Below are 25870 nucleotides of genomic sequence, written 5' to 3' on the forward strand. Positions count from 1 at the left end.
AACATCACCCGCAGCCGCCTCGGACGCCTCACTCGCCAGGGCTTCCTCACCCAGCCGGGACGAGGCCGCTACCAGAAACGGACTTAAGGCCCTCTGAGAGGGTCGGTTTCCGGCGTGCGGCCGGATCTCGATACCGGGACCTACTTCTGTCCTTGAGGATTTCGGTGCCCGTCATGTGTGGTGATCGCCAGGCGTGCGTCGTCTCGTCGGCGGTGTCGCCGGGGGCATGCGGCGCGCAACGCGTCGGGCCGTCCGGTGCGAGGCGTGCCGCGGGCGCCAGCGCGCTGAGACACGCGAGGTCTCCCGCCGGGTGAGCGCTCACATCCACGGGGTGTCCGTGACCTGGCGAGGTGTTGCCTGTGCCCCGGGAGCACAGGCGATGTCGCTCTCCTCGGGAGGAACGGACGCGGAGGAGGCTGCGGGCGAGCCCCGGTCGGACAAGGCCGGCCACGGGCCTGGAGCGTGGTCTCTGCCATCACGCCGGGCACAGGCGATACAGGCCGCGATGGCCGGCCGGCAGGCGTGGACGGTCATGGAGGCATGCCGACGGCAGGGTCCTGGTCGCTGTGACGTCGGCAAGGGCCGCGGCGTCGACGGTCACGGCGGGGATCATGTGGGGATGCTGCCGGTCTGCCCTGTGTCGGTGGGGTGGGGGATGCGGGCGCTGAGCGCCCATCCGCCGGCGACGGTCGGTCCGGCGTTCAGCTCACCGCCGAGGGCGGTGACGCGTTCCCGCAGACCGACGAGTCCGTAGCCGGAGCCGATGGGGCTCACGCCGTGGGTGCCGGGGGTGTTGGTGACCTCGACGAGTGTGGTCGGCGGCCGGTAGTCGATGCGTACCGTCGCCTTGGCGCCGTCAGCGTGCTTGCGGACGTTGGTCAGAGCCTCCTGAACGATGCGGTACACGGCCAGTTGGTGCGTGACGGGAACCTGCTCGCGAAGACCGCGGGTCGTCAACTCGACGCGCTGCCCGGCGGCCGCCACTTGACCGATCAGTTCGTTCACGTCCTGGAGGACGGGCTGGAGCACAGGAGTGGCCATGGCGTCGTGGTCACGCAGTGCGCCAAGAACGTTGCGCAGGTCGGTCAGAGCCTCGGTGGATGCGGCGCGGAGCAGAGCGAGGCGTTCGGTGACCCAGGCGGGCAAGCCGTCACGGCGGGCGGACAGGACGCCGCTGTGCAGAGCGATCAGGCTCAGGCGGTGGGCCAGCACATCATGCATCTCGGCGGCGATCCGGGACCGCTCGGCCGCTCGGGCTGCTTCTTCGCGCAGCTCGGCTTCGGTACGCAGGTGTTCGACCTGAGCGGCCAGGGCCTGGAGCAGACGCCGACGGTTGCCCTGCCACAGGCCGACGGCTACGGCCAGCGACGGCTGGAGCAGTGTGGCTGCGTACCGGTCCACCCCCCACACCGAGGTGATCGGATAGCCGAGCAGGTTGGCGCTCAGCGCGGCAGCGGCACATCCGACCGCCCACCAGGTCCGGCGGGCCACCGCCAGGTCGTACAAGGCGACCGACAGCAGCGTCAGCATCGGCCATCCCCACCAGGCCACAGCCGCACCGCACAGGAGTGGGGCGAGCGGCCAACGCAGTCGGGGGACCAGCAAGGCCACCCCGCACAGCAGGGCTAGGGCGCTGACGGGTACCAGATAGCGCCTGTCGCTGATCTGTACCGCGTTTATCATCACGGCCGCCACGAACAGCGTCACGAGCCCGGCCCGCCCGACTGCCGCCCGTGTCGTGGCGTCTTTCCAGCTCACGTCGGCAATCTTAGGCAGATCACATGTCCGCCTCGCGCGGCGGCCTGTCGTGCCACCCCCTACTTTCACGGAGGGCGCCCCCTGTGCGCCCTGTGCCTCTGCGTGCCGGCATTCCCCGCTCCGGAGACCCTGACCAACGGCAACTTCCGGAGCCGGGGCCCGGAAGTTGCCCGTGCCCAGAGGGCGAAGGGTGTTACGGCCGAGGGGTTCCGGTGGGCCGCCACCATGCGGCGGAGGCATCGCGCAGGGTGTTGGTACCGCAGTGCACCTCCCCCATGCCGAGGTGGTACGTGTACCAGTCGTCGATGTACGACACCCTCAGGCCCACCCGCGCGTAGGCGGCCGTGACGGCCTCGGTGAAGATGTCCTTGCCGTCGATGACGGGGCCCCATTGGCGGGGAGCGAGGTAACGGTCGCGGCTGAGGAGGATGCCGTTGACCGCCCCGGGCACGTACGCACTGGTCGTGACGGTCTGCGCAGCCGCCGCGGCGGTGTTGTTCCCGCTCCGGGTGAGCCAATGCTGCTGGCCGTGCTCCTTGAGCAGGTCCGGCACGGGTGTGGCGGCGCCCATGCGGGTCAGCCGGGGCACGGGGACGTCGATGCCGTTCTTGGTCCGGGCCTCCGATTCGCGGGTGTACAGGGCCGGCACGCGCACGATCTCGTCGTCGATGACACCGGTCTCCCGCTTGAGGATCTCGAGGTTGGCCGCGATCCGCCGGGCCGCCATGGCGTTGTCGGCGACCAGATGCCGGGAGGCGAGGGCCTGGTCGATGGTCTCCTGAGGTGCCTGCTGGTTCCCGAAGCGCGAGACGGAGAACATCTTGGTGCCGCCATGGCCCGCGCGCCTGGCGTCACGCAGCAGTTGCAGGCCGCCCTCGGGGTCCGCGACACCGATCCGCCAGCCGCGCGGGGTGTCGGCTGGCAGGAACTGCACGAACTCGTCGACATGCCCGACGCCCAGCCAGGACGTGTCCAGCAGCAACGGCTCCTGCAGGCCCTGGGACTTCAACAGGGTGCGCATCGCCGTCGATGGCCGCTGACCGCTGTCCTTTCGCCAGCCCATGATGATCCGACCGGCCGGGAACGAACGGCCGCCCAGGGCGTAGGGCGGGATGGTCTCCAGGTTCCCCATGGAGTTCAGCGACCAGTCTGCCGGTGCGGACCTGTCGAAGGCCTGGACGACGCCGACGTCCTTGCTGCGCAGCTTCTCGAACAGCTCCCGTCCGGCCTCACGGTCCGGTTGCGCGGAGCGCAGCATCACACGGATCACTCGCGGGCGCCCGTCCGTTCCGGTCATGCTGACGTAGGCGGGCTCGACGAAGTCCTGTGCCCACGGGTCCCCGTACTTGTCGAACGTCACCAGCGGCCCGCCGATGCCGGCTTTGGCGATCTCCCTCTTCAACTCGTTGACGAACTTGCGCTGCAGACGCTCGTACGCGCCGTCGCCGCGCAGCTTGGTGACCATCATCTGCTGGGTCTGCTGCAGATGATGGTGGGTCAGGAGCGGGGCGACGCGCAAAGTGACCGAGTCGGATGTGGTCTGGTCGCCCGAGGTCACGGTGAGACGGATGACCGTCCTGCCATCCCACTTCCGGGTGTCCCTGATCACGTCGGTGGCCTCGACCCCGAACTCGACACCGGAGCGCAGCTCAGTAGCCGAAAGGACGGTCCGCGGAGTGACGAGGACCCAGCTGCCGGCGCGCTTGAGGAAGACATGGGTGTACTTGGCTCCCGTGACGGCCTTCAGGGTGCCCTTGGCTCCCCGGGGCAGGTTCGCCATCGGTACGGAGCGGATCCGGGCAAGGTCGGCAGCGTCGGCCGAGCCGTTGACACGGGTGTCGGAAGCGTCGTTGCAGGCAGCCAACTTGGCGTCGGGCAGCGGTCTGCCGCCGGGGCCGGCGATCGCGCAGCGCCTGGTGTCGTCGTCGATGTTCGGCAGGTAGACCGCTCCGCGTCCGAGGGACCAGGTGTCCTCACCCGTCGTATCGGTGTCTGCGGTGACATCGACCCGCCCGTCGCGGTTCACGTCCGCGCGGAGATCAGCTTGTGCGGCCTGTCCCGCCGCGGAGGCCGGTGACGGCGGCGCGGTCAGGACGGTTACGACCGCGGTGAGCGCGAGGGCCACTGGCCCCGCAGAGTTCGTACGTATGCGCCTCAGTGAACTCACAGGGCGTTCCTCCTCGGTTGGGGGGTGTGCACTGTGCAAGAGGAGGAAGCACCGGCTGTGCGTTCACTGTGTGACAAAGGCTCATGCCGAGGTCTGACAGATCGTTCTGAGAATTGCTCCGGGACAAGAGAGCACCACGCGGCAGGAACAGTCGGCGTTGTTTGTCCGTACCATCTGTTACGCCAAGTCAACTTGCGGAACCTGTGGCGTCCCGGCCGGGCTGCCGAGCCCTCGCCAAGGGGCGTCACCCCCCATGCGGCACAGCCTCACAGCACGGTCATTCGCCGAAGAAAGGTCAGCGCCATGCCCGAGACAGAGGCTCCTGCCACTGAACTGACATCGCAGTACGTCGCCCAGGTGACCGGTGACCTGGAACGCAACGTCAAGGAGCAGGACCGTATCAGTGCGGAGATCGCCTCCCTGAAGGGGCAGCTTGCCGTCCTGCAGCATGACCACACCGTGCTGGTGAACATGCAGCAGGCGCTGGGCATCACCCCAGCGCCGGTCGAGCCTGCGGCAGAGTCCGAAAGTGCCGCCGTGCCCTCTCCCCGGCGCAAGTCCGGTGCCACGCGCGGCAGGAAGCAGAGCACACCAAAGTCCGACGCCGCGCGGGACAGGGCGGCGGCCGACAAGCCCGCAGCCCGGACGGCGAGTGCCGCGAAGGGGACTCAGCCGACCCTGGTCGAGCTCATTCGCCGCCACCTTGCGGGGCTGAACGAGCCGCGCTCCGCTGCGGAGATCTCCACGTCGCTCAGCCAGGCGCACCCCGGGCGCCAGTTCACGACCAAGGTCGTGCGGGTCACGCTCGAGGGGCTCGCGGCCAGGAGCCAGGCTGAGCGCACCAAGCAGGGCAGGTCCGTCTTCTACACCGCCCCCGCGCCCGAGTCGGCAGATACGCCTGAGGCCGAGGCACAGTCCGAAAAAGCTGACCGCTGACAGCTGCGCCTGGTGGCGCGCGCTGGATGACGTCGCGGCGGACGGCCGGGTGAGCAGGGCGACGGGGGCGCCGCATTCAAGGGCAGGAGTTCGATCGCATCGAACGGCCCAAGGGTGCCGCCCCGTCGCTCGGTCAGAGGGTGGCGCGCAGGTGGCTGACGGTCACGAAGCGGTAGCCGCGGGCGGTCAGCGTGCGCAGGATCTACGGGACCGCGGCAACCGAAGTGGGATGGATGTCATGGATCAGGACGACGTCGTTGCGCTTGCCTTGGCGATGACCGTCTGAGCGACCTTGCCAGCGTCGCGGTATTTCCAGTCCTCGGTGTCCATGTCCCACAGCACGGACGAGAGTTGACTGGCGGACCGGACCGTGGAATTGATGGCGCCGTAGGGCGGGCGGAAGAGGGTGGGCTCCTTGCCGGTGGCGGCCTTGATGGCGGCGCTGGTACGGGACAGCTGGGCGGCGACCTCATCGGGGGTGAGCTTGGTGAGGTCCGGGGGGGCCAGGTCGTGGCGTAGCGGTGCCGGCGCTTGAGGGCGAAGTCATCGACGCCGAGCACGCGCAGGACGCGCAGCGGCGGCAGCGCTCTGCGCATGAGCATCCGCAGAGCGGTCGAACGGGAGATCGCGCACGCCAGCACGCGGGAGAGGCGGGCGCCCGCCCAGCCCGCTAACACCTTGACCACGAAGCCGAGTTGGCCAGTCAGGCGGTTGGTGCGACGCTGGTAGCGCTCCACGCCACCGGGAACCTGCTCGCGGAACGTCTGCCGCGGGCAGCCGAGCACCGGGCACACCAGGCGCCGCAACCTCACCGAGACGACGACCCGCCGTCCATCCACCGGAACGTCCGCGACCCTCCGTCCGTGGAAGCCGTGCACCCGCCCCGTCGGCTGCCCACACACCGGGCACGACACCGGATCGTCCCGCGTCCGCGCCGCCACCCAGATGACGTCTCCCTCGTCCGTCACGGCCTCGACGACGGGGGCCGACAGTCCCGAAAACACCACACCCACAAACTCATTGACATCCATCACAAGATCATGATCACGTGTCGCTACTCGGTGTCACCACCGATTACGGACCAGAGCTGTTGGCTGGACAGACCCTCAATAGGCGCCCAGATCGCGCGTCTCCAGGAGTCGCCGAGGGTTGGCGTACATGATCTGGTCCAGTTGAGCGTCAGTCGCGCCATGCTCGCGGAGGGCGGGGAAGATGCTGAGCTGGAGCTCGGTCCAGCGCGGGAAGTCCTTGTAGGACGTAGTGTCCTAGGCGCTGTTTCTCGGATCATGTGCGGAGCCAGATGATGAGGGCTGCGAAGGTGACGGTGCCGAGATAGGTATAGGCCCGTTTCTCGTAGCGTGTGGCGACCGCGCGGAAGCCCTTCAGGCGGTTGATGGCCCGCTCGACGGTGTTGCGTTTCTTGTAACGCTCGCGGTCGAACCCGGTGGGCCGACCGCCGCGAGAACCGCGGGCATGGCGGTGCCGGCGCTGGTCGAGCCGTTCGGGGATGGTGTGCGATATTCCGCGTCGTCGCAGGTAGTGGCGGTTTTCGCGGGAAGTGTAGGCCTTGTCGGCCAGGACATGGTCGGGGCGGGTGCGGGGCCGACCGACTCCGATGCGGGGCACGGACAGCTGCTCCAGGACGAGGCGGAGTTGGGGGCCGTCTCCGTAGTGCCCGGGTGTCAGGAGGAGTGCGAGCGGCCGGCATCGTCCGTCGGCTGCGAGGTGGATTTTGGTGGTGAAGCCGCCGCGGGAGCGTCCCAGACACTCGCCGATCTGACCACTTCCTCCAGTCGGACGAGCAGTTTCCGAAGCACCGGATCGACCTGGTTCGTCCGCCGGAGGACCCCTTTTGGAGGAACGACGGCGGGCGGTGCCTTCCTTGCGCCGGCGGCGTGCTGGTGGGCACGCACCGCCGTGGAGTCCACCGACACGTCCCAGTCGATCCGGCCGGCCGCGTCCTCGGCGGCCTGCACCTTCGACAGCAGCATCCGCCAGGTCCCGTCCGCCGACCAGCGGCGATGACGCTTGTAGACCGTCTCCCACGGCCCGAACCGCTCCGGCAGATCCCGCCACTGCACCCCGGTGCGGACCCGGTAGAGCACTCCGTTGATCACCCGTCGGTGATCGCTCCACCGGCCTCCACGCGCACCACCACGAGGTAAGAACGACTCCAGCCGATCCCACTCCGCGTTCGCCAGATCACCGCGTCCCATGCAGCCAGCCTGCCCCCAACACCCCACTCACGTAAGGAGATCCGAGAAACAGCGCCTAGTACTCCAGCAGGATTTCGCTGTCTGACCTGGTCTTTCGCCGGGTGGCGGGAGTGTAGCGGGACTTCGATCGTGCGGGGGCGGTCTCACGGAGACCGCCCCTCGATCGTGCGACAACGCCGCAGGTAGTGACAGCAGCGGGGCAGCCTCCGAGGGTGATCACCGAGTCTGCCGCCGCGCAATGGGACCTCGAACTGGATGACCTCTTCCTGACCATCGGGCACCGCTTCGGCCGAGTCGAGCTCCGCCGCCGGATGCGGGACTACGTGCGCGGGCTGCTCGCCCCGGTAGCCCGCAAGAACAGCTGGCAGCTGGCCGAACAGGCCGGCCACTCCACCCCTGACGGCCTGCAGCACCTCCTCGCCGGATCGAAGTGGGAGCCCGATGACATCCGCGACGACCTGCAGGAATACGTCGCCGGCAAGCTCGGCGAGGGCGACGGTGTCCTGATCATCGACGACACCGGGTTCATCAAGAAGGGCACCACCTCCGCTGGGGTCCAGCGCCAGTACTCCGGAACCGCCGGCCGGACCGAGAACTGCCAGATCGGCGTCTTCGCCGCCTACGCCACCACCCGCGGCAGGGCTCTGGTCGACCGAGAGCTCTACCTCCCGAAGTCCTGGACCGAGGACCGGGAACGCTGCCGCACCGCAAGGGTCCCCGACGAGCGGGAGTTCGCCACCAAGGGCGAACTGGCTCGGCACATGGTGCTGCGGGCCCTCGCCTCGCCGCTGCCCATTACCTGGGTCACCGCGGATTCCGCCTACGGCCAGGACAACCGATTCCGTCGGCTGCTGGAACAGTCGGGTGTCGGCTACGTGCTGGCCGTGCCCAAGTCCCAGTTCAGCGTGGGCTGTTCACGGATCGAGGGGCTGTTCGCTCAGGCACCCGCCGAGGCATGGGAGAAGATCTCATGCGGCGACGGCGCGAAGGGGCCCCGCGTCTATCACTGGGCAGCGGTGCGGCTGCCGGCCGTCGCCGAATTCGACTATCAGGGCGAGGTCCCTCACCGGATGCGGTGGGCACTGGCCCGGCGCAGCATCAGCAAGCCCGACGAGATCGCCTACTACCTCGCCTACGCACGCCTGCAGGTCACCGTCCAGGAGCTGGTGCGGGTCGCCGGGGCACGCTGGGCGATCGAGGAGTGCTTCCAGGCCGCGAAGAACGAGTGCGGCATGGATCAGTACGAGGTCCGCCGCTACGTGGGCTGGTATCGGCACATTACTCTGGCCATGCTCGCTCACGCCTTCCTGGCCGCCACGGCACACCGGCCCTGGGAAAAGGGGGCGGAACAGGTGAGACACCCGGGCTCATCGGGCTCACAGTGGCGGAGGTTCGGCGACTCCTGGCAGCTTGTCGTGCCCGGCCCCCGCACCTGAGCGGACACCGCGGACGACACCACGCGCTGAGCTGGTCGAACTGGCGCCGCCAACGCCAAGCAGTCGCCCGCCGCTGTCACTACCTGCGGCGTTGTCGCACGATCGAGGGGCGGTCTCCGTGAGACCGCCCCCGCACGATCGAAGTCCCGCTACACTCCCGCCACCCGGCGAAAGACCAGGTCAGACAGCGAAATCCTGCTGGAGTACTAGTAGTCCTCTTCGGGCAGCAGGTCGGTGAAGCTGGGCAGGTCATGAGAGAGGACCAACTGCTCGGTGTATCCACGCTGAATCAACTCGGCGACCACCGTCGGCGAGGTCTCCGGCTGAACCACCGCGCCGGATCCACCTCGAACAGGCCATCCCCACCAGACATACCAGGATTCTCCCATATGGAAGATCACGAACAGGAGGCGGCGTCGGGCTCAATCGCCTGATCGACTGCCCAGATCCGCGGACAGCGCCGCGTAGATGTACTCGCTGCCCCAGCGATCCCCGTCGAGGTCGTTCTCGACCAGGTGCGCCTCCCGGCGCATCCCGAGGCGCTCACAGACCCGCACAGACCCGGTGTTCTCCACATCCAGCCGTGCGTAGAGCCGGTGCACGCCCAGCGTGTCGAAGGCAAACCCGGCCAGCGCCGCGGCCGCCTCGGTCGCGTAGCCGTGCCCCTGGTGACCTGGGTCGAGAGTCCAGCCGATCTCGGCCTGGGCGGCGCGGGCATCGGCCAGGGCGAGGCTCACCTCGCCAAGGACGCCGGGCTCATCGCGTCGGCAGACAGCCAGCGCCAGCTTGTCCCCGTCGGCGCGCCAGGCCGTCTGCGCCGCGCGCTCGGCGGCAACCTGCTCGCTGCGCTCACGCGTGTGCGCCGGCCGGTACAAGTAGCGCGCCACGCTCGACAGGCTCTGGTAGACGTACAGGTCGTCGGCGTCGCCCGGAGTGAACAGACGCAGCGACAACCGGGCCGTGGTCAACGGCAGCAGCGAGGCGACGTCCATGCGGACCTCCGGGACGCGGATGTGGATCAAGTTGCGGACTGATTTTCGCATCACGACTGCCCGGCAGCCACGCCTTTTCAAGAGCAGCGCTCGGCAGCCGCACTTCACCACGAGGCGCGGCATTCCAGGAGTCGTTTACTGACCCACGCTCCTAGCCGCTGGCCCGGGCGGCGCGGCGGCGGCCTCCCGCCTGCTTGCGCCCCTTGTCGCCCACGCCCCCGCCGTCCGGGCGAGGACGGTCTCCCGCTGTCGCCCTGCCCTGCAGCGAGTTGTGCAAGGCCATGCACCGGATACGGCTGGTTTCCCGGGCCGGTCAGGGACCTTCCGGCTTTCCGGCCGGTTTGGGGCCGTCGGCCAGGCCGGCCCGGCTGGCGACGAGCGCGGCCTGGACGCGGGTGCGGACGTGGAGCTTGGTCAGTACGCCTTGGACATGTGTCTTGACCGTGCTCTCCTCGATGTTCAGTTGCCGGGCGATCTGTGTGTTGCTCATAGCCTGCCCCAGGAGGACGAGGACGTCGTGCTCCCTGGGAGTCAGTCCCTTGGGCAGGGGCACGGGATCGAAGCCGTCCTTGGCCACTCGGGTGATCAGTCTGCGTGTAGGTCCCGGTGAGACGAAGCCCTCCCCCCGGGCGACGGCCCGGATGCCTTCCATGAGGGTGGACGCCGGGTCGTGTTTGAGGACGAAACCGACGGCGCCCGCGCGCAGCACGCCGAACAGGTACTCGTCGAGGTCGAAGGTCGTCAGCGCCAGGACGGCCGGCGCGTCGGGCAGGTTCACGATCTCACGTGTAGCGTCCACACCGCTCATGTGTGGCATCCGGATGTCCATGACCACGACATCCGGGCGCAGACGGGCGGCCAGCTCGACCGCGAGGTGCCCGTCGGCAGCTTCCCCGACCACGTCCAGGTCGGGTTCGACATCGATCATGATGCGCATGCTGGTGCGCACCATGTCCTGGTCGTCGGCGAGGAGTATGGAGACTGTCACGTGGTCCTCTCAGGCAGGGGCAGGGTCGCCTCGACGGTCCAGCCCCCGCCCGGGCGGGCTCCCGCGGTGGCCCGGCCGCCGCACAGTGCCGCGCGTTCGCGCATTCCGATGATTCCATGGCCCGGCGGCGCCCCCGCCACAGTGTCCAGGCCTTCGTCATCGACTCGCAGGTGCACACCGTCCTGTTGGTACTCGACCCTGACGGTCGCGTGCGGCGGCCGGGCGTGACGGCTCACATTGGTGAGGGCCTCCTGGAGGATGCGGTAGGCCGTCAGGTCCAGCGCGCTCGGCAGCGCAACCGGCGTTCCGGCGACGACGACCTCCACCTCGGCACCCGCCCGGCGGGCGCGGTCGGCGAGTTCCCCCACGTTCTCCAGCGTCGGCGGGGCCGCGGTCTCCGTGCCGCTGCGGTCGCTGCGCAGCGTCCCGAGCATGCTCCGCAACTCGCCGAGCGCGGCGTCGATCTCCTTTCCGATCTCGTCGAGGACCTCGCTTTCGGTGGTTGCGGGAGGCCTGCGGACATGACCGGCCGCAGTGATCCGCATGGCCACCGCGCTCAGCCTGTTGGCGACGACATCGTGCAACTCCCGGGCGAGACGGAGCCGTTCGTCGTGTGCCGCGGCACACGCATCGAGTTCACGGAGCTGCTCGGCCTGCTCGGCCTGTGCCGTGGCCAGCTGGATCCGGCCGCGTACCGCGTCGGCCGCGGCACACAGGACGAGCGGGGGGAAGGTGAAGCTCAACGCATCGTAGAGGACCATCGCCGTGGGAGCCTCGCTCTGGCCGATCATCTGGATGCTCTGCAGGGCCTCCAGCGCTACGCAGACACCGAGCACGGTGATGCCGACGAGCCGCATCCGGCCGGTGCCCTCGGCGACTTGACTGAACACCACCACCCACACGGCGGCCTGCGCCATGGTCGGCAGCAGTCCCGGCTGCGGAAGGGAGACCACCGCGGCCCACGCGACCAGGTATCCCAGAGCGGCCACGACGAGAGCCGCGACGGGACGCGTACGGCGCCATACGACCGACAACCCCAGGGAGACCCCGGAAACGGCCAGGACGGCCGGCCAGTACATCGTGAAACCGAACCAGTAGAGGTCGCCGAGGTCCAGCCCGGCCGCCACGGCGATCAGCGCGGCCACCGTCGCGAGGTGAGGGCGGGGTACGTCGGGCGTATGGCGCACCACCACGGGCAAGGTGCTCGACGTGCTGGTCATGAGAACTCCGTTTACGGTGCCCCAGAGGGGGCGTTGTTGTCGATGCGGCGCGGTCGCTGCGCCGCTGCGCGTTCTTCGGCGTTCCCGCGGCCGCGACGGCGGAAGGGCGCGTCGACGGCGGCCCTCCACACCACTTCGAACGGCCCCAGCCGGAAACGCCGCAGCCACAGCGTCGCGGCGAGCATCAGTATCCCGCTGATCACCGCCCAGGCGACGATCGTGCCTACATTGTCCAGTGGCCCCAGCCGCAGGCCCCAGGAGCTGAACGTGACCATCGCGATGACGTTCTGCAGCATGTAGCACGACAGGCCCGTCCGGCCCACCGCGGCCAACTGGCGGGAGAGGAAGCCATGTCCGCCGCCGCGCCACAGCAGGAACAGGACGAGCCCCAGATAACCGAACGCCACCACCGGCGCGATGGTGCAGCGGAACACATAGTCGGGGACCTCGTATCCGGGTAGTTCCAAAGAGGTCCACACCATGAGTGGGAAGCCCATGCCCAGACCCGCTACTGCCAGCCGGGTGCTGAGCCGCCTGGCCCGCTCATCGCTCTTGAACAGCCCCGCGCGCCACAGCAGAACGCCGGTGATGAACAGGAAGGCCGACAGCGGGGGCGCGACGACGAATGCCTCGGAGCGCAGGTCCCAGAAGTTGCTCAGCCGGCCGACGACCTCGTCGAAATAGGTGGTGGGCGCAGGCCAGAGGCCGCTGTCGCCGGTCGTCGGCAGGCTTTCGTCGGTAATGGGCGTGGGCGCGAAATCCCTTCTCATGTCGCGGATCTGCATGAACACATGGAACGCACCCGTCGACACAGCTCCGAGGACCAGCCAGCGGGTCCGCAGCCACAGCAAAGGCGCGACCGCCATCGCCGCCAGCGCGTAACACATGAGGATGTCGAATTCCACGACCAGCGCGAAGTGCGCGAAGCCGTCGGCCAGGAGCAGGAGCGAACGCCACTCGTAGCGCCAGGTCAACCGGTTTCCGTGGCGGAGCGCGGCGTTGAACTGGATGGCCATTCCGACGCCGAAAAGGATCGACAGGAGGGAAAGGAATTTTCCGTTGGAGAGCATGCCGGAGACCGATGTCCTGCTGCCAGGACTCCCCGAAAACACCCGTCAGGACTTTCCCTTTCTTCTCCTTCGGACCCACCGAAATTTGAGCGAAGGACCAGATGTTCGTCAGCAAGGTTCCCACGATGGCTATTCCTCGAAGCGCGTCCAAGGACCGGACCCGCCCGACTTCATCTGCCTTTTGTGTAACGGGAGGCTAGGGGAGGTGATTCGTCGGCCACTACAGCCGAAGGGAGGGAACGGGCCTCATCACTTTGGAGGAGGACGATGGGAGCCGGTGTGCAGGGACAGCGTGCCGACGGGCGCGCAATTCTCGAGTGCCACATAGGACACGCTGTTGGGAGGCTTATTCGAAATAAATTCGCAGAAATCTCATGGCTCGCTGAGTACAGGGCGGCGTGTTCACGTACTTCCCTCCGAACGCAGGCGCCGCGTTTGAGAATCCGACCGGCCGACCACCGGCGGATGCCACCCCCCTGATCCAGAGTGAGGTATCAATATGTCCAGGGCTCTTCCGAAGTACCGCAAGCGCCGCGTAGCGATGATCGGCGGGACCGCCGCGGTGGTGTTGTCCGGAGCGGTGATCACCGGCTCCGCCTTGGCCAGTCAGTCGGGCTCGAGCGACGACTCCAAGGCGACGACGAAGTCCGCCGCCTCCACGGTGAGCTGTCCGGACGTCGCGGCGCAGCTGAAGGCGGTTCCCGCCGCGGCGAAGGCCGAAGTGGACCGCAATCTCGCCCTTCTGGCCACGCAGATCCAGGAGGCCAACAAGCGTCTCGCCGGCTCGGCCGGCCAAGGCGGAGCCAACTTCGTGGACAACGCGATCCTGAACCCGCTCAAGGACAAGCGGGTCGCGACGATCAACCGCATCAACAGTGCCATCGGTAACCCCCTCGCGAAGCAGCAGGTCGACACCCTCGCCACCTGCACGCTCAACAACGGCGGCAACGCGGGCGACGCCGGCGGCAACAACGCGAGCAACTGCAACAACGGCGCCGGCGCGGCACAGGGGAACGCCGGGGGTGCCGCGCAGGGGAATGCCGGAGGTGCTGCGCAGGGGAATGCCGGGGGTGCCGCGCAGGGGAACGGCGCCGCGCAGGGTAACGGCCACGCGGGTATGCAGCAGGGGAATGCCGGAGGTGCGGCACAGGGTAACGGGGGTGCTGCGCAGGGTAACGGTGCCGCGCAGGGGAATGCCGGGGGTGCCGCGCAGGGGAACGGCGCCGCGCAGGGTAACGGCCACGCGGGTATGCAGCAGGGGAATGCCGGAGGTGCGGCACAGGGGAATGCCGGGGGTGCCGCGCAGGGCAACGGCGCCGCGCAGGGTAACGGCCACGCGGGTATGCAGCAGGGGAATGCCGGAGGTGCGGCACAGGGTAACGGGGGTGCTGCGCAGGGGAATGCCGGGGGTGCCGCGCAGGGCAACGGCGCCGCGCAGGGGAATGCCGGGGGTGCCGCGCAGGGCAATGGTGCCGGCGCTGCGCAGGGCAACGGCGGGAACAACGCGGGTGGCAACTGTGGCAACAACGGGAACAACGGCGGTGCCGCGGGCAACAACGCCGGTGCCGGTGCCGCCAACACGGTGAGCTGTCCGGACGTCGCGACGCGGCTGAAGGCGGTTCCCGCCGCGGCGAAGGCCGAGGTCGACCGCAATCTCGCCCTTCTGGCCACGCAGATCCAGGAGGCCAACAAGCGTCTCGCCGGCTCGGCCGGCCAAGGCGGAGCCAACTTCGTGGACAACGCGATCCTGAAGCCGCTCAAGGACAAGCGGGTCGCGACGATCAACCGCATCGTCAACGCCATCGGCGGCACTGCAGGGAAGCGGCAGGTGGACACCCTCGCCACCTGCACCGTGAACAAGTGACCGTGAACCGCTAGTCCTCGGCAGACGGTACGCCATCGCCGTGGCCGCTCGGGCCCCAGCCTGAGCGGCCACGGCGCCGTTCTGCCCGCGATCCGTCGGACGACGAGCTCCCGTCTCCTCATTTCGGAGGAGCCGCTCGGCAACTCTCCCCACTCTTAGTAGGGTCCTGCGCACTGTGTCGTGTTCCGACCCCGCCCACCCCATAGTTTTGCCTGGCCTCTTCGACCACGAATGGAGCTGGACGAAACTTGTTCACCGCCACCGAGACCCGTCGGTTGCCCACTGTGGTGCTGGGCGACTGCCTGCTCACCAGGATCCCGCCGACGACGTCCACTGCGCCTGTGGCGACCCATGCTGTTGACGTCCCCCGGCGCGGGGCTTCATGGAGCTGGATCGTGCCTGACGGACTGTGGGAGACGGCCGAACCGCTGATCCCGGAACACAGAGCGCGTCCGCAGGGCGGCGGCACGGCGAACACCCCCGACGAGGCACTGTTCGCGGCCATCGTCTATGTACTCGTGAGCGGCTGCGCCTGGCGGTCCCTGCCACCGTGCTTCGGTGTCTCGAAGTCGACGGCCCACCGGCGTTTTCTGATCTGGTCCAGAGCCGGGGTGTGGAGCCGACTGCACGAAACCCTCCGGTACCGGCGAGCCGACCCGGGCCTGATCGGTCTCTCTCGCAAGGTCCTCGAATCAGCTCACGCCCGGATCGCGACGGGAGCCAACACCGAGAACCGGGCCCCTTGGACCGAGGCACGACGGGTTCCGGGATGCGCGTCCTGCCGGACGCGGACGGACTGCTCCTGGTCGTCGGTGTCCCAACCGCCCGTGCGCACATGATCCCCGAACGGCGGCCTCAGGCCGACTCGTGTCCCGCCTGTTCGTCCTGCGAGGCTGCGACGTCGGCGTCCGGGGTGGTGTAGAAGACCGAGGAGCCCTGCTTGGAGCGCTGGGCCAGGTTCCTGGCGACAAGGGTTTCAAGCGTGGTGTCCTTTTGGCCGGGAGAGGGCACCGGTGCGTCGGTCTCGGGCGTCACGGGTTGCGCGGCGGCGGTTTCGAGGGCCTGCTGGATGCTCACCAGGACCGACTGGTCCTGCCGCAGAGCGGTCAGCTGAGCCTGCCATCGCTGGATCTCCTGGTCGATGTGCTCCTCAAGCAAGAGACGGGCGTCGGCGACGACGAGATAGTGAGAATCCCCGCGCTCTACACCCGGGGGACACGGAATCGGACAGCTTCCGTGTCCCCGACCGTCGTGACCAGCGCGTACGCGCCCGGTGCCGTCAACAGCATGCTGTTCTCCCGCACGTACTAACTCGCTCCGTGCCAGTGGGGCCCGGTCATTGGCGGCAAGGACGTGTTCGCCCAGGCGGTCACGGCCGCGTACACGCGTGTCGGCCTGAAGGTGTCGTACATTGATGACTGGTCCACATATCACCTGGGCATGGGCGAGATGCACTGCGGTACCGACACGCTGCGCGATCCGACCGCCCCTTGGTGGCGGCGCCGGATGTGACCTGAGCAGATGCCGGTTCGACCACCGTGATGCCGATCTCCTCGGCCGGAGCGGCATACCGCACGGCGAGCGTGGTCCGAACGGTCGTCTCCGGACGCCGGTTGCGCATCGACCACGACGGCGGCACGTCCGACCTTCCACGCCCGGCTGCGCGGCGATGGGTGGATGCGCGTCATTCGGCGGACTCCGGAATCCGCATACTCACCCGGTAGCCGCCCTCGTGAGTCGGTCCCGCCAGGAATTCGCCCCGCAGGTTCTCCGCGCGCTCCCGCAGACCGACCAGACCGTGCCGCGAGCCAGGAAGCGGCAAGGAGGGTCTCGACGGCCGGGAGTTGGTCACCGTGACACCGACGTCATCGCCTTCCCGCCACAGTTCGACACGTGCATCGGCACCGGGCGCGTGCTTGCGCACGTTCGTCAACGCCTCTTGCACCGTTCGGTAGATGGCGCGCTGGGTCGGCGTGCCCACGGTGTCGGGGAGCTCCCCGTGCACCGCCGCATCGATGCCGCTCGAGGCGACGAGCCTGTCCAGGTCGGCGAGCGTGGGCTGAGGCGTGAGCCCTGTCGGGTCGCCGCCGGAAGCGCGCAACAGAGCCACCATCGTGCGCAACTCGTCCAGGGTCGCGACGCTCAGCATACGGATCTTCCTCGCGGCCTCCTTGGCCGCGACGTCCTTGGCTGATACCTGGAGAGCACCTGCCTGTACGGCGATCAGGCTCACCTGGTGGGAGACGACGTCGTGCATTTCCCGGGCCAACCGGGCGCGCTCCCGGGCCAGCACCGCCTGCTCGTGCAGCGCTCGCTCGTGTTCCCGCGCCTCCTCGATCTCGATCAGGCGGCCTGACAAGTCCCCTCGCGTCTGGACGAGTTGTCCCAGGAAGACGGGGGCTGCCGCGGCCGCCAGTGTGTAGACGAAGGAGACGAAGGCCCACACCTGGTCGTCGGCGTTGAAGTCCGCCGGTGCCCCTGAGACGGTATTGACCATCGCGAACCCCACCGCGCACACAGCCAGCAGGACACGGTTCCGGGAGCGCTCAGCCAGAGTGAAAAGCGTTGCGATCGGGGCGACGGTGGCGTCCTGACCCATGGTGGTCGGCAGTGTGAGCAGGAAGGCGACGAGCGGGGCCTTCCTACGGAAAGCGACAGCAGCGAGGCCCAAGAAGTCCAGTGCCAGGTGGAGGCGCGTCGCGTCGGCCCCGTCGAGCCTCAGGTCCAGCCCCGCCAGAGCGATGAGACACAGGGTCGTGCACAGGGCCCGTAGACGCCCGTGAGAAGTTGCTCGTCCTGTGCTCATCCGGCGTCGCCAAGGCCGTTCCGGTCCCGCAGCAGCCCAGCCCGCTGAGCAACCAGCGCCGCCTGAACACGGGTACTGACTCCGAGTTTTGTGAGGATTGCGCTGACGTGGTCCTTGATCGTCCCGGCGCTGAGGTGGAGGCGCGATCCGACGGAAGCGTTGGAAAGTCCTTCGGCGAGGAGCACGAGAACATCCCGCTCGCGGCCAGTGAGGCGCTCTAACAACAGTGCGGAGTCGGCTGCCGAGTCCGCCCGGGTGTTCAGCAGTGTCAGGGATGCCCTGGGAGACAGCACGACGCCACCCGCTGCCAGCGTCCGCACCGACTGGGTCAGCTGATCGGGCTCAGTGTCCTTGAGGAGGAAGCCGGCCGCGCCCGAACGCAGCGCCGCAAGGATGTACTCGTCTGCGTCGAAGGTCGTCAGCATGGCCACGACCGGTGTCTCGGGCAGAGCACGCAGTCTGCTCAGCACGGTCAGACCGTCGACATCGGGCATTCGGATGTCCAGCAGCACCACGTCGGGACATGTATCCCGGATTTTGCCGACCGCCTCGAATCCGGTGGCCGTCGCGATGACCTCGATGTCGTCGGCCGAGTTGAGGATCAGTTCGAGGCCGGACCGGACCAGGGCCTCGTCGTCCACGACCACTACCCGGATCAATGTCGCTCTCCCGCCTCGGCTGTTGTGGCACACGGCTAAGAGGCCGCTGAAAGCTTCCAGGTTGCTCCGCCCCGACAACCCGGCCACTCGTATGGTGTTCTTCTGCCGGTCGGCGGGGGCAGACCGACCATCTGCGGGACAGGAGTCCAGCGAAGTGCCGTCCATGCTCGAGTCATGACGCAGCCCACATGGCCTCGGGATGCGCGGTGAACCGCGGCGGACGGTGAGGGGAAGCCCTCCTCCTCACGGTGACCGCCGGGGCCGCGGTCCCGGCCGTCGTACGCCCATACCTGTACAACAGACTTGCGCAGCACGTCTGGCCGACCGTGTGTTACGCAGGGGCCCAGGGCGTCGTCAACTTCAGACCCCAGCTGACGGCGTCCGACGATCTGACGCTCACAGCCTTCGAGTACCACCGTGATGCGAGCGCCACTCGGTAGGCAGGGCAGACGACGAGCCCATGGCCAGGGGACCTGGGCTCTTGCACAGGACGGAATGCCGCCCGAGGAAGAGCTTCTGCAACCGCGTTGCGCCGAAGCCGGGTGCCGCGTGCCGTGAGGTGGCGTGGTCGGATCCTGAGGATCGGCGCGATGCGGAGCCGTCCTGCGTACAGGCGCACGGCGGTATGGGTTTCACCTGGGAGGTGCTCGCGCATCTCCACCTCAAGCGTGCCTGGGTCCAGGCCAGTGCCTTCGGCAGCGCCAACGACCATGCCGAGGCGCTCGCCCAGACCCTCTGCCCCCTGCGCGCAGCCGTGATCGCGAAGTTTCGCCAGGTCACGTGCATCCCTCCGAGACCTCCGAGCACCTGGACGAGACTCATCGCGGACTCCTGGCGTTCCCGGGTCGGCGCGGACCTGAACAGCAGAGCGACGGCCGGACCGGGGCCCGCCGCCCGCAGGACCGCGACCCGCCGGCTGGGGCCGGAGTTCACCCCGCCGAGCCCTGAGGCCGACGACACGGTCCCGCGCAGCGAGTTCGGCCGAGGAGCCTTGCCCCCGCCAGTCGGGGGGGCATCGAGCCGCACCGGCACACTGCGGCCTCTGGCTCCCGCCCCGGTCGCCGAGGCAATTCCAGCCTGCTCCGGCCTGCGGAGGCCGACTCTTCGTCGGTGAACGGCTGGACGTCGAACGGGGATCTCCGCCGCGCCCGACGGACGAGATTCACACGTATTCGCGGCTGAATCGTTAGAGCAAGGGGATTGACCGTGGGGGCACATCCCTGGGAGCCCCATGTCCCCGTGCCGGGAGGACGGCACAGGTGAGGCGGCCTCGAACGCGGCTCGTGCGGCGTCCCCTCGTCGCTCGTCGCATGAATCGGGAAGTCCGAACAATACGAACCTCCCGGGAATCACCTCCCTTGAACCGAGGAATTCTTTTCGGGTATTCGATCGACGCAGAGGTGTGAGGAGCGGAGGTTTTCGACGGGGTTCGGATTTTTAATTTCCTAAGCCATCCGGAAGGGGGTCGTCGACCTGGAAATCCGGCGGCCGGAGGACCCGCCGGGTGGGGGATTGACGTCAGGATCTCCATGTGGGATGCGACTCGCCCGCAGCATCGCGTTTTCCCTGTTCAAAGGCCATTTGCGGTGAGTGCTCCGGCGTTCCCCCGCTCGCCACCCACCCGCCCGGGTAAAGAGTTTTCAAATGCGCTCCCGCCTGCTCATTTTCTGGATTCTGGGGTCGTAATGCCGGATTGGTGCCCCTCCTGGCCTCACCCCCGGATCTGATTTTGCGGGCATTGGTGGAACCCGAGGAATGGATGATTCGTCTAGCTCCGTGTGACGGTCACGGAAGTGACTCACAGCCGCACGCATCAAATGTTCCCGCGCATCCGCTTCCGCATTCGGAACCTGGTTTTGCGCACATCACAGGAGGTCAGTTCGCATGGCACGAATCTTCGTCGTGGGGTCAGGCGTCGTGGGGACCGCCACGGGAAAGGGGTTCCTCCACGCCGGCCACAAGGTGACGTTCGTCGACGTCAACGAGGCGCGGTTGGCGGCACTCCGCTCGGAGGGCCTGGACGCGCGGGACGGTCTTGACCTCCGCGCCGAGCCGAGCTCGTTCGTCATCCTCACGCTGCCGACGCCCAATATCGGTCACGCCTACGACCTGACCGCGTTCGAGAGGGGCACCGCCTCCGTGGGCGAGGCACTGCGGGAGTCGTACGAGTCCCACGTCGTAGTGGTCCGCTCGACGGTTCCGCCGGGCACCGCCGAGGGGCTGGTGCAGCCGCTGCTGGAACGGCACTCGGGCAAGAAGCCGGGCGAAGGGTTCACGGTCGCGAGCAACCCCGAGTTCCTGCGGGCCGCATCGGCCGTGGAGGACTTCCGGCATCCCTGGATGACGGTGGTCGCGGCCCGCAGCGCCCGGACCCGGGAGCGGTTGGGCGAGCTGCTCCAGCCCTTCGGCGGCGACATACGCTTCTTCTCGAACCCGGCCGAAGCCGAGCTGATCAAGTGCGCACACAACATCTACAACGCCACGAAGATCAGTTTCTGGAACGAGATGTGGCTGGTGAGCAGGGAGCTCGGGCTGGATTTGGAGCCCATCGCCCAGACCGTGGCTCGCTCCGCGGAGGGCTCCATCAACCCTCTCTACGGAATCCGCGGCGGCGCCGCGTACGGCGGGGTCTGCCTGCCCAAGGACACCCAGGGTTTCCTTGGCATGGCCGACTCCATCGGCCTGCGGTTGCCGCTGCTCAAGGCTGTGGTCGAGGTCAATGACCGGATGACCCGCGAAGCCGACGGGCCGACCGGATCGCCGACCTCCAGCGCCGCGTAGCGCGGGCCTCCTCGCAGGCCGCCGGGGCTCGGGCAGCTGGGGCGTTCCCCACGCCCACGGCTCCCCCGACCCGAGTCCCGGCTCCCGCGCAGTCGCTGACGCCTCCGTTCGTCAGGTGCTACTGCGGTCGCCCGCTCCTTCGCACTCCGCCCCGCCGCCCGTGCGGGCTTCTTGAGAACAGGCCACATGAACGGACTCCTCGACAGCACTCTCGTCACTCTCCGGTATTACCTCATCTACCTGCCGCTGGGCGTACTCGGTCTGGTGCGCTGGAGTTGCTGGCTCGTTCGCCGGGCACCGGCCGCCCTGTACAAGCCGGTGGAGAACGACTTCCGGCTTCCGATGAGCGTCGTCGTCCCGGTCTACCAGGAAGACCCGGTGATCTTCGCTCGGGCGATCGAATCCTGGCTCTCGAACGACGTCGACGAGGTCATCCTTGTCATCGACGCGACCGATCACGCGTGCCAGGACATCGCCGGCCATTACCCGGTGACCGTCGTCATCACCGACGTGCCCGGCAAACGGGACGCGCTGGTGCGCGGTTGGGAGGCGGCGCGCACGGACCTGGTCGCCCTTGTCGACTCCGACACCATCTGGGCCGCCGACGTGGCGGCGCAGACGTGCAAGCCGTTCGCCGACCCGAAGATCGGCGGGGTCGGCACCCGGCAGAACGCCTACAACCCGGAGGGCTTCCTGCAGCGGGTCAACGACATGTACCTGGACTACCGGTACTTCGACGAGAACGCCTCGCAGAGCGTGATGGGCCGGGCCGTCTCGTGCCTGTCGGGACGTACCGCCGTATACCGCCGGCAGTTGCTGCTGGAGATCTCCGACGACTTCATGAGCGAGACCTTCATGGGCGTCCCGTGCATGTCCGGCGACGACAAACGGCTGACGACCCTGATTCTGGAACGGGGACACCTGGCCTTCATGCAGCGTTCGGCACGGGTCTGGTCCACCTTCCCCGGAACGCTGCGGATCTTCCTCAAGCAGCGGCTGCGCTGGGCGCGCAACACTTGGCGGTCGGACCTGCGGGCACTGTCCCGGCGCTGGGTCTGGCGCCACCCGTTCCTCGCCTACACCATGATCGACAAAGCGGTCAGCAGCTTCACCCTGCTGCTCGCCCCGGCCTTCATGGCACTCGCCGTGATCCGCCAGGACTGGTTCTTCGTCGCCTGCCTGGCCACCTGGTGGTGGATCAGCCGGGCCATGAAGATACTCCCGCACCTGGTGCGCAGACCGTCCTCCTTCTTCCTCATCCCCGGCTTCGTGCTCCTGTCGTTCGTCATGGCCGTGGTCAAGCTCTGCGCGCTCGCCACCATCCGCAAACAGCGCTGGCTGACCCGCCAGGTCTCCGTCGAGAACGGCGTCGTCGTACGCACCGGCCAGAGCCAGGCACAGCCCACCGAAAGCGAGGCGACCGCATGAAGCGCACATTCCGCACGATGACCGCGGGCGCGACCGTGCTCACCGCGCTGGCGGTGGCTTGCGCCACGGCGCAGACGGCACATGCGGCCGACCCCGCGCAGTCGGACCTCGCCGTCTGGCAGCGCGTCGGCCGACCGGACCGGCTCATCGTGATCCGGCCGGGTGTGGTGGATCTCGTCCACCAAGGGGTCTTGACAAGCCGCCGCGGCCGGGGAGCAGGGGCGGTCCCGATGAGCTGGCTGGTTGCCAACACCGGACCGAACTGGATCGCTCAGAGCAACGCCGACCCGTCCGTCGTACAGGTCAAGGCCGCGGTCCTGCTCAGCCCCGGCGCCGGCCTGCGGATCGGACAGGTGACCAAAAAGGTGTTGTTCACCGCGGGCGACTCCGCGGCCTCCGGCACCTGGATACGTGGCAGCCGGGCGAGCCTCGACATACGCGGCACCACGCTCGCGGCGGTCGGCCCCGGCGGCGAAAGTCCAGGCAACAGCACTCCGGTGCGCCCGTACATCTACATGGGGGCGGGCGGCAGGCTCGATGTCACCGACAGCACGGTCTCCGGTTTCGGGCTGCGCGGGCAGGCTCCCGCGAAGTTCTCCGGTGTCACCTGGGGAACGGGAAGCACCGGTTCGGCCCTGGGCGCCACCTTCGAGGACAACCGGACCGGCCTGCGGCTGGCCGGGGCCACGGGGGTCCGACTGGACGACGTCACCGCCAAGAACTCCGTCGAGGACGGAATCGTACTGAACCGCGACACGGGTACCTCCGTCGCACGGCTGACCTCCGCGGGCAGCGGCCGCAACGGCGTCGTCGTCGGCGGAACCGCCGGGCGGGGCCTGTCGGGCGTCATCACCCGTGACAACAAGGGCATAGGCGTCCGGGCCACGCCCCAGGACGGCCTCAGACTCCTCGGCGTCGACTCCCGTTCCGATCGACGCGGCGGCATACGACTGCTGTCCTGCCGGAACTGCACCGTCACCGACGCGACCGTGCGGCACACGGACGTCGCCCTGGCCATCTCCGGACCCGGCAGCGGTACGACCGTCGACAACCCCCGCCTGTCCAACGGCCGCACCGGGATCTCACTCGGCAAGGACATCCATTCCGCCACCGTCGTCGGCGGCACGGTGAGCGGTTTCGAACGGGGCATCGAGGTGTCCGGCCCCAAGACGACGGTCACCAAGACCCGCATCGCCGGCTCTCGCACCGGAATCATCGTGCGCGACACAGCACGCGATGTCGCGCTGACCGACGTGACCGTGGCCGACTGCCGGACCGGAGTGACGGCCACCTCGACCGCCACGCATGTCTCGCTCACCCGGGCGCGGATCACGGATGCCTCCGCCAAGGGTCTGGCGTCCGCCTCACCGGATCTGTTGGTCAAGGGCGGTTCGATCTCCGGGGCGAGCACGGCCGTCGACCTGCAAGCACCGGCCCGTCTCGACGAACTTGCCGTCACGGATGCCCACCGGGGACTGCACCTCGCCGCGAACGTACACGCGGCGGGGACCGGACTGGACGTGCTCGCCGAGCACAAGGGCGTCGAAGCCGACCGCGGTGCCGTCCTCGACGTCACCGACTCCCGCGTCCGGGCCCCGCTGGCACTGGCCGGTGACGGACGGGTCATGCGCCACGGCCGCACGCAGGTCACCCTGCCGCCCTTCCCCTGGCTCGGCTTCGCGGCCATCGTCGCACTGCTTGCGGCGATCGCTCTGCAGACCATCCACCAGGTGCGCCACCGCGGCACGCGTGCGCCCAAGGTCGCAGGGCATGTACGCAACACCGCCTGAACTCCCACAAACCGACTCACAGGTCGGGGCCTGTCGCCCCACACCAAGCCCCCCAAGGAAAGGAGTGGCTTCATGCGTAGAAGGCGACCCATCGCGCTGGGCGGTGCGGCAGCGCTCATCCTGCTCGCCGCATGCTCAGGTCCGTCGACGGATCACGGAGGTCGCGACGGGGACAGCGGCGGCCAGAGTGCCTCACCGCATCCTGCTCCCACCACCGCGCTGAGCGACGACGCAAACGGTGTGCAGCGGTTCTTCGGGCCGACGGTACGGCCGATAGGTAGGGGCTCGTTCGGACTGTCGCGGGCCGTGTTCCTGCCGCGCCGCGATCCCAGGCTGGGACAGGTGGTGCGCGTCAGGTATCCGGCCGGATCGGCGAGCCCGACGGTATCCCGGAAATTCGGCCGGCCGGAAGGCGGCGCTCAGCTCTACCTCCCCCTGAAGTCGGGGCCGACGGACGCCCTGCACCTGAGGTATTACATCCGCTTTCCACGGGAGTTCGACTTCGTCAAGGGCGGCAAGCTGCCCGGCCTGTACGGAGGCACGGTCACCAGTGGCCGACGGATCCCCGACGGCGCCGATGGCCTGTCCACTCGTTACATGTGGCGCCTCGGCGGCGAGGCCGAGGTGTACGCCTACCTGCCCACCTCCGTCGAGCACGGCACGTCGCTCGACCGCGGCGCCTGGCGCTGGCCCACCGGCCGCTGGGTCTGTGTCGAGCAGGCCGTCCGGCTCAACACCCCGGGCCGCTCCGACGGCACCGTCGACGTGAGCGTCGACAACAGAACCGTGCTCCACACCGACGGCCTGGAGTTCCGGACCACGAACGAACTCGGCATCGAGGGGATCTTCTTCTCCACATTCTTCGGCGGCGGTGATCCGAGTTGGGCGACCCCTCGCGTCCAGTACGTCGACTTCGCCGGCTTCGCCGTCTCCACCCGTCCCATCGGCCCGCTGAGCGGAGCCTGAAACACCCACGCATCATTCCTCGGGAGACACCATGAACAACACGCCCGACCCCACCACGACCAGCCAGGACTCCTCGGTGGTCCGTCAGGCGGTGATCCTCGCCGGCGGCCAGGCCAGCCGCCTTCGCCCCTACACCGACCGGATCCCCAAAGCCCTCATCCAAGTCGCCGGCCGACCCATCCTCGAACACCAAGCGCACTGGCTGGCAGCCGAAGGCATCGAGGACGTCGTCGTCTCCTGCGGCTACCTCGCCGAGGTCCTCAAGGAGTACTCAGCCACCCACCTGCTGCCCCTGCGAGTCCGCATCGTCGTCGAAGACGAACCCCTCGGCCGCGGCGGTGGCCTCAAGCACGCGGCCCGTCAGCTGCCGCACCCGGATGAGCGCTGGGCGGGCCTGAACGGGGACGTCCTGACCCGCTTCTCGCTGCGCGACCTGGCCCGCACCCATGTCGAGCGCTCCGCTTTGGCCACCATCGCGGTGACCCCGCTGAAATCACCGTACGGCGTCGTGGAGCTGAGCAGCGACGACCGTGTCACCCGGTTCGACGAAGCTCCGGTTCTGCCGCACTGGATCAACGCGGGCGTCTACCTCTTCGAGCCCGAGGTGACCGGGCTGCTGCCGGACGTCGGGGACCACGAGGACACCACGTTCCCGTCCCTCGCCGCGCAGGACCGGCTGACGGCCTATCGCATCAACGGCTACTGGCGAGGCGTGGACAACGCGAAGGATCTGAAGACCGCTTCCGCGGAGATCACCGCTTTCGGCTGGCTCGCCGGATCCGAAGCCGCCTGA

21 protein-coding genes and 3 pseudogenes are annotated in these 25870 nt (G+C 68.4%); 10 read left to right on the forward strand and 14 right to left on the reverse strand.

Annotated elements, in window-relative coordinates; all coding sequences use genetic code 11:
* Nucleotides 1–609: 609 nt before the first annotated feature.
* A complete protein-coding gene (locus ACZ69M_RS49780; protein WP_470060326.1) occupies nucleotides 610–1758 on the reverse strand; it encodes a sensor histidine kinase in 1149 nt (382 codons plus the stop codon).
* Between the two features lie 193 nt (nucleotides 1759–1951).
* The gene (locus tag ACZ69M_RS49785; RefSeq protein ID WP_470060327.1) at nucleotides 1952–3925 is read right to left on the reverse strand and encodes a protein-arginine deiminase domain-containing protein; all 1974 of its coding nucleotides are present in this window, start codon (nucleotides 3923–3925) and stop codon (nucleotides 1952–1954) included.
* Nucleotides 3926–4228: 303 nt separating this feature from the next.
* Here ACZ69M_RS49785 and ACZ69M_RS49790 point away from each other — a divergent pair, with 303 nt between their 5' ends.
* Nucleotides 4229–4861 (forward strand): hypothetical protein, encoded by a 633-nt coding sequence (locus tag ACZ69M_RS49790; protein ID WP_470060328.1) that lies wholly within the window; start codon nucleotides 4229–4231, stop codon nucleotides 4859–4861.
* A 243-nt stretch (nucleotides 4862–5104) separates the two neighbouring features.
* Here the strand turns inward: ACZ69M_RS49790 and ACZ69M_RS49795 are convergent, their stop codons facing one another.
* From ACZ69M_RS49795 to ACZ69M_RS49810, 4 genes and pseudogenes are all read right to left on the reverse strand, one after another.
* Complete coding sequence (locus ACZ69M_RS49795) at nucleotides 5105–5368, reverse strand: polysaccharide deacetylase family protein (protein ID WP_470060352.1); 264 nt, start codon at nucleotides 5366–5368, stop codon at nucleotides 5105–5107.
* 2 nt (nucleotides 5369–5370) lie between these two features.
* Nucleotides 5371–5892 (reverse strand): annotated as a pseudogene (locus tag ACZ69M_RS49800) (transposase family protein); the annotation flags it as partial.
* A 75-nt stretch (nucleotides 5893–5967) separates the two neighbouring features.
* A complete protein-coding gene (locus tag ACZ69M_RS49805) occupies nucleotides 5968–6075 on the reverse strand; it encodes a hypothetical protein (RefSeq protein ID WP_470060353.1) in 108 nt (35 codons plus the stop codon).
* Nucleotides 6076–6145: 70 nt separating this feature from the next.
* A protein-coding gene (locus tag ACZ69M_RS49810; protein WP_470060329.1) for an IS5 family transposase occupies nucleotides 6146–7077 on the reverse strand; the annotation gives its coding sequence in 2 pieces (ribosomal slippage) (nucleotides 6146–6721 and nucleotides 6724–7077; 930 coding nt in all).
* Nucleotides 7078–7289: 212 nt separating this feature from the next.
* Between ACZ69M_RS49810 and ACZ69M_RS49815 the strand changes: the two genes are divergently transcribed.
* Nucleotides 7290–8513: an IS701 family transposase gene (locus ACZ69M_RS49815; RefSeq protein WP_470060330.1), complete on the forward strand. Its 1224-nt coding sequence runs from the start codon at nucleotides 7290–7292 to the stop codon at nucleotides 8511–8513.
* 206 nt (nucleotides 8514–8719) lie between these two features.
* Here the strand turns inward: ACZ69M_RS49815 and ACZ69M_RS49820 are convergent, their stop codons facing one another.
* The 5 genes from ACZ69M_RS49820 to ACZ69M_RS49840 all read right to left on the reverse strand — a co-directional run bounded on the left by ACZ69M_RS49820 (nucleotide 8720) and on the right by ACZ69M_RS49840 (nucleotide 12783).
* Nucleotides 8720–8845 (reverse strand): hypothetical protein, encoded by a 126-nt coding sequence (locus ACZ69M_RS49820; RefSeq protein ID WP_470060331.1) that lies wholly within the window; start codon nucleotides 8843–8845, stop codon nucleotides 8720–8722.
* Nucleotides 8846–8935: 90 nt separating this feature from the next.
* Nucleotides 8936–9505 carry a GNAT family N-acetyltransferase gene (locus ACZ69M_RS49825; protein ID WP_470060332.1) on the reverse strand — a complete coding sequence of 190 codons (570 nt, stop codon included), beginning with the start codon at nucleotides 9503–9505 and terminating at the stop codon, nucleotides 8936–8938.
* A 313-nt stretch (nucleotides 9506–9818) separates the two neighbouring features.
* On the reverse strand, nucleotides 9819–10493 hold the full coding sequence (locus ACZ69M_RS49830; RefSeq protein WP_470060333.1) for a response regulator: 675 nt from the start codon (nucleotides 10491–10493) through the stop codon (nucleotides 9819–9821).
* The gene (locus ACZ69M_RS49835; RefSeq protein ID WP_470060334.1) at nucleotides 10490–11713 is read right to left on the reverse strand and encodes a sensor histidine kinase; all 1224 of its coding nucleotides are present in this window, start codon (nucleotides 11711–11713) and stop codon (nucleotides 10490–10492) included. Before ACZ69M_RS49835 ends, ACZ69M_RS49830 begins: the two co-directional genes overlap by 4 nt.
* An 11-nt stretch (nucleotides 11714–11724) precedes the next feature.
* Complete coding sequence (locus ACZ69M_RS49840) at nucleotides 11725–12783, reverse strand: DUF418 domain-containing protein (protein ID WP_470060335.1); 1059 nt, start codon at nucleotides 12781–12783, stop codon at nucleotides 11725–11727.
* A gap of 499 nt (nucleotides 12784–13282) precedes the next feature.
* On the opposite strand from ACZ69M_RS49840, the gene ACZ69M_RS49845 reads away from it, so the two are divergent.
* Nucleotides 13283–14647, forward strand: coding sequence for a hypothetical protein (locus ACZ69M_RS49845; protein WP_470060336.1), 1365 nt, complete (start codon nucleotides 13283–13285; stop codon nucleotides 14645–14647).
* Between the two features lie 341 nt (nucleotides 14648–14988).
* Nucleotides 14989–15482 (forward strand): annotated as a pseudogene (locus ACZ69M_RS49850) (transposase); the annotation flags it as partial.
* Nucleotides 15483–15502: 20 nt separating this feature from the next.
* On the opposite strand, the gene ACZ69M_RS49855 reads toward ACZ69M_RS49850, so the two are convergent.
* On the reverse strand, nucleotides 15503–15805 hold the full coding sequence (locus ACZ69M_RS49855; protein ID WP_470060337.1) for a hypothetical protein: 303 nt from the start codon (nucleotides 15803–15805) through the stop codon (nucleotides 15503–15505).
* Here ACZ69M_RS49855 and ACZ69M_RS49860 point away from each other — a divergent pair.
* Nucleotides 15794–16159, forward strand: a pseudogene (locus ACZ69M_RS49860) (protein-arginine deiminase family protein); the annotation flags it as partial. The gene ACZ69M_RS49855 and the pseudogene ACZ69M_RS49860 sit on opposite strands and share 12 nt — an antisense overlap.
* Before the next feature lie 172 nt (nucleotides 16160–16331).
* Here ACZ69M_RS49860 and ACZ69M_RS49865 read toward each other — a convergent pair.
* Complete coding sequence (locus ACZ69M_RS49865; protein WP_470060338.1) at nucleotides 16332–17453, reverse strand: sensor histidine kinase; 1122 nt, start codon at nucleotides 17451–17453, stop codon at nucleotides 16332–16334.
* On the reverse strand, nucleotides 17450–18100 hold the full coding sequence (locus tag ACZ69M_RS49870) for a response regulator (protein WP_470060339.1): 651 nt from the start codon (nucleotides 18098–18100) through the stop codon (nucleotides 17450–17452). The genes ACZ69M_RS49865 and ACZ69M_RS49870 overlap by 4 nt, the downstream gene beginning before the upstream one ends.
* A gap of 1896 nt (nucleotides 18101–19996) precedes the next feature.
* Between ACZ69M_RS49870 and ACZ69M_RS49875 the strand changes: the two genes are divergently transcribed.
* The 5 genes from ACZ69M_RS49875 (at nucleotide 19997) to ACZ69M_RS49895 (ending at nucleotide 25870) form a co-directional block, all read left to right on the forward strand.
* Nucleotides 19997–20893 carry a nucleotide sugar dehydrogenase gene (locus ACZ69M_RS49875; RefSeq protein ID WP_470060340.1) on the forward strand — a complete coding sequence of 299 codons (897 nt, stop codon included), beginning with the start codon at nucleotides 19997–19999 and terminating at the stop codon, nucleotides 20891–20893.
* Nucleotides 20894–21079: 186 nt separating this feature from the next.
* Complete coding sequence (locus ACZ69M_RS49880; protein ID WP_470060341.1) at nucleotides 21080–22321, forward strand: glycosyltransferase; 1242 nt, start codon at nucleotides 21080–21082, stop codon at nucleotides 22319–22321.
* Nucleotides 22318–24111 carry a right-handed parallel beta-helix repeat-containing protein gene (locus ACZ69M_RS49885; RefSeq protein WP_470060342.1) on the forward strand — a complete coding sequence of 598 codons (1794 nt, stop codon included), beginning with the start codon at nucleotides 22318–22320 and terminating at the stop codon, nucleotides 24109–24111. Before ACZ69M_RS49880 ends, ACZ69M_RS49885 begins: the two co-directional genes overlap by 4 nt.
* A gap of 72 nt (nucleotides 24112–24183) precedes the next feature.
* Entirely contained in the window at nucleotides 24184–25077 is an 894-nt protein-coding gene (locus ACZ69M_RS49890; RefSeq protein ID WP_470060343.1) for a polysaccharide lyase, read from the forward strand.
* Nucleotides 25078–25108: 31 nt separating this feature from the next.
* Nucleotides 25109–25870, forward strand: a complete 762-nt coding sequence (locus ACZ69M_RS49895; RefSeq protein WP_470060344.1) for a nucleotidyltransferase family protein — start codon at nucleotides 25109–25111, stop codon at nucleotides 25868–25870.

The sequence above is a fragment of the Streptomyces sp. NPDC107454 genome (assembly GCF_055582885.1).